At 73.2% G+C, this 8,586-nt stretch carries 13 protein-coding genes; 6 read left to right on the top strand and 7 right to left on the bottom strand.

Translation table 11 applies throughout. The annotated features are described in order from the left end of the window. Positions 1-534, top strand: a 534-nt coding sequence (locus tag AC2W7J_RS12690; protein WP_485982806.1) for a hypothetical protein, incomplete at its 5' end; no start/stop codon positions are given. Here AC2W7J_RS12690 and AC2W7J_RS12685 read toward each other — a convergent pair. Genes AC2W7J_RS12685 through AC2W7J_RS12665 form a run of 5 tightly spaced genes read right to left on the bottom strand, consistent with a single transcriptional unit; the run spans position 491 to position 4,037 of the window. Then, on the bottom strand, positions 491-1,183 hold the full coding sequence (locus AC2W7J_RS12685) for a hypothetical protein (protein WP_485982804.1): 693 nt from the start codon (positions 1,181-1,183) through the stop codon (positions 491-493). The two genes, AC2W7J_RS12690 and AC2W7J_RS12685, sit on opposite strands and share 44 nt — an antisense overlap. Continuing rightward, entirely contained in the window at positions 1,173-1,739 is a 567-nt protein-coding gene (locus AC2W7J_RS12680) for a signal peptidase I (RefSeq protein WP_485982802.1), read from the bottom strand. The genes AC2W7J_RS12685 and AC2W7J_RS12680 overlap by 11 nt, the downstream gene beginning before the upstream one ends. Then, positions 1,736-2,842, bottom strand: a complete 1,107-nt coding sequence (locus AC2W7J_RS12675; protein ID WP_485982800.1) for a hypothetical protein — start codon at positions 2,840-2,842, stop codon at positions 1,736-1,738. The genes AC2W7J_RS12680 and AC2W7J_RS12675 overlap by 4 nt, the downstream gene beginning before the upstream one ends. Positions 2,843-2,853: 11 nt before the next feature. Then, positions 2,854-3,492, bottom strand: coding sequence for a hypothetical protein (locus AC2W7J_RS12670; RefSeq protein WP_485982798.1), 639 nt, complete (start codon positions 3,490-3,492; stop codon positions 2,854-2,856). Continuing rightward, on the bottom strand, positions 3,489-4,037 hold the full coding sequence (locus AC2W7J_RS12665) for an alternate-type signal peptide domain-containing protein (protein WP_421007310.1): 549 nt from the start codon (positions 4,035-4,037) through the stop codon (positions 3,489-3,491). Before AC2W7J_RS12665 ends, AC2W7J_RS12670 begins: the two co-directional genes overlap by 4 nt. A 185-nt stretch (positions 4,038-4,222) precedes the next feature. Between AC2W7J_RS12665 and AC2W7J_RS12660 the strand changes: the two genes are divergently transcribed. From AC2W7J_RS12660 to AC2W7J_RS12645, 4 genes are read left to right on the top strand one after another with little or no spacing between them, the layout of a single operon-like run. Next, on the top strand, positions 4,223-4,945 hold the full coding sequence (locus AC2W7J_RS12660) for an enoyl-CoA hydratase-related protein (RefSeq protein WP_485982795.1): 723 nt from the start codon (positions 4,223-4,225) through the stop codon (positions 4,943-4,945). Then, a complete protein-coding gene (locus AC2W7J_RS12655) occupies positions 4,945-5,499 on the top strand; it encodes a GNAT family N-acetyltransferase (RefSeq protein WP_255183823.1) in 555 nt (184 codons plus the stop codon). The genes AC2W7J_RS12660 and AC2W7J_RS12655 overlap by 1 nt, the downstream gene beginning before the upstream one ends. Beyond that, positions 5,496-6,212 (top strand): AzlC family ABC transporter permease, encoded by a 717-nt coding sequence (locus AC2W7J_RS12650; RefSeq protein ID WP_485982793.1) that lies wholly within the window; start codon positions 5,496-5,498, stop codon positions 6,210-6,212. The genes AC2W7J_RS12655 and AC2W7J_RS12650 overlap by 4 nt, the downstream gene beginning before the upstream one ends. Beyond that, positions 6,209-6,532: an AzlD domain-containing protein gene (locus tag AC2W7J_RS12645; RefSeq protein ID WP_485982791.1), complete on the top strand. Its 324-nt coding sequence runs from the start codon at positions 6,209-6,211 to the stop codon at positions 6,530-6,532. The genes AC2W7J_RS12650 and AC2W7J_RS12645 overlap by 4 nt, the downstream gene beginning before the upstream one ends. A gap of 13 nt (positions 6,533-6,545) precedes the next feature. On the opposite strand, the gene dapB is transcribed toward AC2W7J_RS12645, so the two are convergent. Beyond that, positions 6,546-7,286: a 4-hydroxy-tetrahydrodipicolinate reductase gene (dapB, locus tag AC2W7J_RS12640; RefSeq protein WP_485982789.1), complete on the bottom strand. Its 741-nt coding sequence runs from the start codon at positions 7,284-7,286 to the stop codon at positions 6,546-6,548. A gap of 114 nt (positions 7,287-7,400) precedes the next feature. Here dapB and AC2W7J_RS12635 point away from each other — a divergent pair, with 114 nt between their 5' ends. Beyond that, complete coding sequence (locus tag AC2W7J_RS12635; RefSeq protein ID WP_485982787.1) at positions 7,401-7,544, top strand: hypothetical protein; 144 nt, start codon at positions 7,401-7,403, stop codon at positions 7,542-7,544. An 82-nt stretch (positions 7,545-7,626) separates the two neighbouring features. Here AC2W7J_RS12635 and AC2W7J_RS12630 read toward each other — a convergent pair. After that, positions 7,627-8,586 (bottom strand): hypothetical protein (locus AC2W7J_RS12630; RefSeq protein WP_485982785.1); only part of this gene is annotated, 960 nt, incomplete at its 5' end.

Genomic DNA, 8,586 nt, shown 5'->3' with positions numbered 1-8,586 from the left:
CGCGCCGACGCCGGGTCGGGTCACGGGCTGGCGCTGGCCACCTTCGCCGCCGCCCTGCTCGTCCAGCTCGCGGGCTCTGGCTGGGCCCCACCCGTCGGCGGCCTGCTCGCCGACTGGCTCGCGTGGAGCGACCTGCCGTGGCAGCCCACGCCCGACCACGCGCTGCTGCTCGCCGGTCTGGTCCTCGTCCAGCTGGCGACGGGCAACCGCCTCGTGCGCCTCGTGCTCGTGACGACCGGCGCGCTCCCCGCGCGACCCGTGGCCGGCGGCGTCGACGGCGAGCTGCGCGGCGGGCGGCTGCTCGGGCCGCTCGAGCGACTCTTCATCCTCGGCCTCGGCCTCGCGGGCGAGCTCACTGCCGCCGGCCTCGTCATCGCGGCCAAGGGACTCATCCGCTGGCCCGAGCTGAGGTCGCACGCGAGCAGCGACGACAGCCGTCGCCCGTCCGACATCGACAAGGTCACCGAGTACTTCCTCGTCGGCAGCTTCGTCAGCTGGCTCGTCGCCCTCGGCGCCCTGCTGCTCGCCTCCTGAGGGCCACGGCCAGCGCCACCGACAGCAGGGCCACGAGCCCCAGGTCCGCGACCGCACCCTGCTCCCAGGGGCCACCGTCGGTCTGGACCGACCCCGGCGTCTCGGGTGGGTCAGCCGGGTTCGTCGGAGTCCCCGGGTTCGTCGGGTTCGTCGGGGCACCCGAGCAGGCGTCCGCGGCTCCCCCTTCGGTCAGGTGCAGCCGCAGCGGCACGGCCACCGATCGCCGCTCGCTGACCCGGCGCGAGGTGCTCGGCAGCGCCACGGACACCGACACGCGGACCCGCTCCCCCGGATCGAGGGTCTGACGCACCACGACGACGCAGCGCCTCGCGGAGTCGCTCGTCAGCCCGGTCCCGCCGACCCGCACCCGGAAGTCGTCGAGCGGCGACACTCCCTCCGGCATCGTCGAGCGCATCGGCCCGGTCGCGACCGTCAAGGTCGTCGACCGACCCGAGGAGTTGCGCAGCCACAGGTCGGAGCGGGTCGCCCCGCCCGGGACGATGCGCACGTCCTCGTCGAGGAGCGGCGTGCTCAGCGCGCTGCTCCAGGACCGGCCGTCTCGAGAGAGCTCGATGCCGGGCCCGTCCGCGACGGCGGACGGCGCGAGGAGCACGAGGCCGACCGTCGCGAGCAGCAGCTCAGTCCGCATCGACACCCATCTCCTCGGTCGACTGGCGGCGCCGGTCGCGAACCGCGCCCGCGACGTTCCACGCCGCGTAGCCGAAGAGCAGGGCGGCCAGCCCCTTGCCGAGCTCCGCCTTGCGCTGCGCGCCGATGCTCGAGGCGACGTGGCCGACCCACGGCACGTCGTAGCGCACGACGCCGCGCAGCTGCTGGATCCCGACCCGGGTCTCGTCGGGGGCGGAGTTGGCATCGCCCTGGGTCGTGTAGCGGGGCGCGCCGTCGGTGCCGTGCGACACCTTGACGACGCGGTGCGTCACGAGCGTCGGGTCGTCCGGGTAGGGCATGAAGGTGATGACCGAGCCGACCCCGATGCGCTCCTGTGCCTCGTCCGCGCCCTCGACCGGCTCGACGAAGACCTGCGTGCCGGGGGCGTAGGTCGGGTCCATCGACCCGGTGAGGATCGTCAGCGGCACGTAGCCACGCACCTTCGGGTAGGCGACCGTGACGACGAGGACGAGCAGGAGCACGACGAGGACCCCGGCGAGCAGCCAGGTCGTGAGACGACGAAGGGTGGTGGTCATGGCAGGTTGGTCGGTCCGGCGTCGGGGTTCGGCAGCGGGCTGTCGCACGTCCACCGGTCGGTGAGCAGCGACCAGTCGTTGCGCGCCCGGGCGATCCAGGCGGACTCGACGTAGCGGGTCCGGTCCCCGGCGAAGGGGTAGCCCCGCAGCTTGAACTCGCGGACCTCGTCACGCTGGTCGCTGATGTCCCTGCTGTTGATCCCGGCGAGGCTGCGCTCGTTGCCGGAGGCGATGGACTTCCAGACCTCCCATGCGCCCGTCCGCGACCGGCGCATGATGTCCCACCCCCCGGCCATGGCGGGTGTGGCCGTCGCCGTGCTCGTCACCGGGTCGGGCCACCCCCAGAAGAACCCGCCGTAGTAGCCGACCGAGGACGGGGTCCCGTTGGACAGGGTGCGCTGGCAGACATCCGAGCTCGGCGTGGCCGGGGGCGGCATCGCGATGCGGTACCTGCTGACGACGGTGCGGTCGGGCGAGCTCCACGTCGCCGGCGCCTCCGAGCGCTGGCCGACGACCGTCGTGATGTCGAGGGCGCGCCCGGCGTGGTTGAGCAGCGCCGTGCGCTGGCCGGCCGTCGTGCTCGGGTAGTCGAGAGTCACCACCGGGCACAGGGTCCGGCTCTGCCCCGGCGACATCGTGGCTCCCGCGACCTTCGACTGGCTGCGCGTGTAGGTCGTGCCGTCGACGACCTGGCCGGCGGCCCGCGCCGACCAGTAGCTGCCCTGACCTCCGGCGCTGCACGTGCCGGTGCCGTGGGTGTAGGCCAGCGCGGCCACGGAGACGACGGAGTTGGTGTCACCAGCGACGACCTTCGCCAGCTTCGTGCTCTTGACGTTGGCCCACGACGAGTGCCGCGCGGACTGGTTGGTCAGGGTGATCTGCGGCGAGTTCGCCCAGCGGCCGTTGGGCCACGGCATCGCGGCAGAGTCAGGGACATTGGTCGCCGTCATGCCGAAGCCGTCCGAGCTCGCTCCCTTCGCCGTGGTCGACGCCGTCTCCCGCCACCTGGCCCGGCTGTCACCGGAGGGGGCGAGGGTCACGACGAGGGCAACCGTCACCGCCGCACCGGCGAGCGCCGTCGTGCGCCCTCGGGTGAGTGCCATCGTCGCCCTCCTCACGACTGGGTGAAGGTGTAGGTGTAGGCGCCGTCGTAGAGGCGCTGTCCGGTGAGTGCGGTCCCCCAGTCACCGGTGGGGCCGCTCGGCGGCGTGGTGATCACCGTGCGGACGGTGTACTCGCCGAGTCCGGCGCCCGTCGAGCGGGAGACGGGGAAGCTGCCCGTCTCGCCCGTGACCGCGCTGCCCGTCGGCGGGGTGATCGTCGTCGTGGCGGTCGCCGTGCCGCTGAAGGCCGAGAGGGCCGACGACGTCAGGGGCCGCACCCGCACGTCGAGCGTGCCGGCGAGGTTGGTCCCCCGGGCCGCGACCGTCGCCCGGTCGACGACGACGACGCGGTCGCCGGGGATGAGCGCCTCCTGGGCCACGGTGTCGGTGATGACCCGGCACTCCGTGTACCCCGGGGCTGCGGTGCACGACGACGAGGACGCGTAGGTCCGCGAGCCCGCCGGCTGCCGCGAGTGCAGCTCGACCCGCTGCGCACCCGGCGTCACCGACACCCCGCCGGCCGTGATCGCCCCGGGCTCGCGCTCCACGCGATGGACCCAGCTCGCCCCGGTCCCGCCCGCCCCGGTGAGGACGAGCAGACCCAGGGCGCAAGCCACTCCGGCGCGCGCGAGGCGGCCGGTGGGGGTCACGGGTTCGGCGTCTGGACCAGCGCGATCTCCATCGAGCTGAGGTCGAGGGAGGTGTCCTCACCGCCGTCGGGGTCGGTCACCGTGCCCTCGCCGTAGGGCATCTCGACGCGCACGATCGCGTCGAAGCTCGTGCCGTTGTCGGCCGGGGTGAGCGTCTGGGTCGGTGCCCCGTCCAGCGTCGACTCGGTCGTGACGAAGTCGGCGAGGTCGCCGGTGGCCGTCGACAGGTCGCTCGACAGCTCCGCCTCGAGGTTGTCACCGACGAGGTCGGGGGTGATCGTCGCGCGGTACTCGATGACGTCGCCGGGGACGATGCGGAAGCTGGCGGCGTCGAGCTCGGTGTCGTCGGAGGTGTCGTCAGGCGTCCCCTTCGTGTCGAACCACGTCCCGGGGGTCACCTCCATGTCGAGGTGGCCGGCGGTGACGGTCCCACCGTCGACCGTCTCCGACTCCTTCCACTGGGCGAAGGTGCCCCCGGCGGCGCCGAGGAGGAGGACGCCCGCGGCGACGGCGGCGACGGACGTGGTGAGGCGTGACATGGGCATGCTGGATCCCCTAACAGGCATGGGTGAGGTGGGTGTGTGGGAGGACGTCACCCGCACCAGATCCCTTGTCCTGCAGACCCCTACGGGTTGCTGCTGTCCCTGCCGTCGACCGTAGCAACGGCCGATCGATCCTGCAGGACGAGCGGGCGTCCGGGGAGGGATGACGCCCTCCGTATGCTGGCGACGTGCCCATCCTCAGCGAGACCCACGACGCCGTCACCGTCATCACCATCGACCGCACGCACCGGCGCAATGCGCTCGACCTGACCGCCCTCGAGGAGCTGCACGCCGCCGTCGTCGCCGCGGTCGACGCCGGGGCCCGTGCCCTCGTCCTCACCGGCGCCGAGGGGCACTTCTGCGCCGGCGCCGACCTCACCGAGCTCGAGGACGTCTCCTTCACCGAGCGTCTCGCCGAGGTCCTGCAGCACCTCGCCGCCGTGCCGATCACGACGATCGCCGCGATCTCCGGCTCGTGCATGGGCCTGGGCATGCAGCTCGCCGTCGCCTGCGACCTGCGCGTGGTCGGCGAGCGCGCCCGCTTCGCGGTGCCGGTGGCCAAGCTCGGCCTCATGGTCGACAGGTGGACGCTCGACCGGGTCGCCCGATTCTGGGGCGAGGGCGCCGCCCGCCACATGGTGCTCACGGCGGCCGTGCTCGACGGCGAGGACGCCTGGCGACTCGGCTTCGCCCAGCGGTGGGGCGACCTCGACGCGGCCCTCGACCTCGCTCGTACCGCCGTACCGCTCGCGCCCCTCTCGCAGGCCGGGTCCAAGCTCGGGATGAACGCCACCCCCGGGGCCGACCCCGCCTATGCCGAGGCCTTCGCCCGAGCCTGGGCGAGCGAGGACCTCGCCGAGGGTCAGCGCGCCTTCGGCGAGCGCCGCTCCCCGCAGTTCGTGGGGCGCTGATGACCTCCGCCGACGCCAGCGTGCGCACCGCCGCTGCCGACGACGCGACCGCCGTCGGCCGGGTGCAGGCCCTCGTGTGGCAGGAGGCCTACGACGGCATCGTCCCGCCCGAGGTCCACGCCGCCTTCGACCCGCGGGCCTTCGAGGCCGCCTGGCGCGACTCCCTTCGCACTCCTCCCGCGGGGGTGCACCGACTGCTCGTCTCGTGCGCCGGCGACGAGGTCGTCGGCTTCGCCGCGATCGGACCGAGCCAGGACCCCGACGCGGGGCAGACCACGGGCGAGATCACCGCGCTCGGCGTGCACCCCGGCCACCGGCGCCAGGGGCACGGCTCGCGTCTGGTCAATGCCGCCGTCGACATCCTGCGCGAGGCCGGCGCCGAGCACGTCGCGGTCTGGTGCCTCGTCGAGCACGAGCCCCTGCGCTCCTTCCTCACCGGCGCCGGGCTGGCGCCCGACGGCGCCTACCGCGACCGGGTCGTCTCCCCCGACGGTGCGACCGCACGCGAGGTGCGGCTGACCGCGGCGGTGACCCACCCCCCTTCGACCCCATGAGCATCGCCGAGCGCGAGGTCGCCGAGGCCCGCAAGCAGGGCCTGTCGATCGGGATCGCGAGCGGCACCTACGGCATCAGCTTCGGCGCGCTGTCCATCGCCGCCGGGCTCGACCTGTGGCAGACGATGGCGATGTCCCTGCTGCTCTTCACCGGGGGCTCGCAGTTCGCCCTCGTCGGCATCATCGGCTCCGGCGGCAATCCCGTCACCGCCGTCGCGACGTCCACCCTGCTCGGCATCCGCAACGGGCTCTACGGCCTGCAGCTCGCCCGCATCCTGCGCCTCACCGGATGGCGCCGGGCCGCGGCCGCGCACCTGACGATCGACGAGTCGACCGCCATCTCGCTCGCCCAGAGCACACCGGAAGGACGCCGGGCCGGCTTCTGGGCCGGCGGGATCGGGGTCTTCGCCTTCTGGAACCTCTCGACGCTCCTCGGCGCGGTGCTCGGCAATGCCCTGGGCGACCCGCGGGTGTGGGGCCTCGATGCGGCGGCCGCCCCGGCCTTCGTCGCGCTCATCTGGCCCCGGCTGAAGGACCGCACCGGCAGGGTCACCGCACTGCTGGCGGCGGCGATCGCTCTCGTCACCCTCGTCCCCACCCCCGCCGGTGTGCCGGTGCTGCTCGCCGCGATCGCAGCCGTCGTCGTCGGGCTGCTCGGCGGCACGCCGAGCGGCGCGCACGACATCGAGCAGCCCGAGGGAGACCTGCTGTGAGTGCCACCGCCCTGTGGATCACCGTGCTCGCCGCGTGCGCGCTCGGCTTCGCCGCGAAGTACGCCGGCTACCTCGCGCCCGAGTCGCTCGTCGACGGGCCACGCCGCTCCCGCGTCATCGGGCTGCTGCCGGTCGCGCTGCTCGCCGGCCTCCTCGTGACCCAGACCGTCGGCGGTGGCGACGGGATCGTGCTCGACGCCCGGCTGGCTGCCGTCGCCCTGGCCGTCGTCCTCATGTGGCTTCGGGCCAACTTCGTCGTCGTGATCTTCGGCGCTGCCGCCCTCGCGGCCGTGCTGCGCACCCTGGGCTGGGCCGCCTGAGGCGACCTCGAGGTCAGAGCCCGAGCACGTGCTCCAGACCGACGGTGACGCCGGGATGCTTGGCGACCTCGCGCACGCCGGCGAGGACACCGGGCATGAAGGAGACCCGGTCGAAGGAGTCGTGCCGGATCGTCAGCATCTCGCCCTCGTTGCCGAGGAGGACCTCCTGGTGGGCGACGAGGCCACGCAGCCGCACGGCGTGCACCGGGATCCCCTCGACGCTCGCACCGCGCGCTCCGTCCGGGTCGTCGGTCGTCGCGTCGGGCACGGCACCGAGCCCCGCCTCCTCGCGGGCGGACGCGATGAGCTCGGCGGTCCGGGTGGCGGTGCCGCTGGGGGCGTCGACCTTGCGCGGGTGGTGCAGCTCGACGACCTCGACCGACTCGTAGAAGCGGGCGGCCTGCTTGGCGAACTGCATCATGAGCACGGCGCCGATGGCGAAGTTCGGCGCGATGAGCACGCCCACTCCCCCCTTCGCCTCGACCTCGGCGCGCAGCCGGGCCGCGCGCTCGTCGGTCCACCCCGACGTGCCGACGACGACGTGGACGCCGCGCTCGACGCAGTGGCGCACATTCGACTCGCTCGCCGCCAGGACGGTGAAGTCGACGACGACCTCGGCGCCACCGAGGTCACCCAGCTCGTCACCCTCGTCGAAGCGCCCGACGAGCTCGAGGTCGTCGGCCCCCTCGACCGCCTCGCACGCCGTCGCACCCATGCGCCCCTTGGCGCCGATCACTGCCACCTTCGTCGTCATGGGGCCAGCCTACGAAGCCCCTTCCGGTGAGGCACCACCGGCGCGTCGTTCACCTTCCGTTCACTTTGCTGCTAAAGTCGTAGGTGAACAGAACGTGAACAGGAGGTGTCCGAGATGACCGTTTCGCCGATGAAGACCGCGCGTCCCGCGCCCAAGCTGACCTGCACCTGGGTCCCCGTGCGCGGCGCGGACGGCCGGACCCGCATGGAGATGCGCTGGATCGACGAGTACCGTCGCAGCGCCCGCCGCGCGGCCTGACCGCCCGCCCCTGCACCACGAAGCCCCCAGCACCGCACGGTGCCGGGGGCTTCGTCATGGGGTCACGGACCCGAGGTGAGCGTCAGCGGGGGAAGCCGAGCACCCGGGGAGCCCGAGCGCCCAGCACACGAGCGTCGCCCGAGTCGGGGACGAGGATCGCGGCGCTCAGGGCGAAGTCGCGGCCGTAGACATTGGTCTCGTCCTGCTGCGGGAAGACCTTCTTGTCCGTCGCATCCAGCCTCCACTGGAAGTCGGCCTCGAGGTACCCGCGGTTCTCCCACTCCTGATCCGTGAGCACGAGCAGGCCCTCCTTGACGCGCACGGCCCGAACCGATCCCCCGGGTGCGGTGCGATCCTCGGCACCACCCCACGGATCGGACGAGTTGGCGAAGCGGCTCACGCCCCGGCTCGTCGTGTTCATCTCGGCGCGGTGGTCAGCCAGCTCCTTCGTCACCTGCAGCCCAGGGGCCTCCCCCTCCTCAACCCAGGTCGCCAGGAGGTCGTCGACCTCCTCGGCGCGCTCGAGGTCGTCGCGCTCGGCGCGGCCCTGCGCGGGCGGCAGCGGCGTCGGCGCGCCCTCGTCCACCCAGACCGACGAGTAGCCGCGCCACGGCTCCGTGACGTGGTCTCTGGTCTGGAGGGACAGCCCGACCCCCTTCGACTCGGGGTCGGGGGAGCTCGTGTAGGAGACGACGAACCACTGCGGGTAGGCCGACTGCGGCGCGGCGAAGGTCTCCTCGACCTCGTGGGTGAAGGTCACCGCCTTGGTCGTGGGCCGGTCGACGGCATTGGTCTTGGCCTCGACCAGGTCCTTGGCGAGGACGGGCCCCGTATCCGCGGCCCTCCACCGGCTGCCGTCACCCGTGTGCGAGGCCTTGATCGCCGCGTTGTTGCGCACGTCGTAGTCGTCGAGCACCGACTGCGCGTCCGCGGCCTCGAGCCGGGACGACCCCGGGCGCCTCGCCGTGGTGACCTGCTGCGGGATCGAGCACCCGGCGGCGAGCACGGCGATCACGCCGACGGCGGCGACGCGGGTCGCTCC

Source organism: Janibacter sp. CFPM2_SD2, assembly GCF_057364645.1.
Note: the sequence above shows the minus strand (reverse complement) of the source record. Positions and strands in the feature narration are given on the sequence as shown.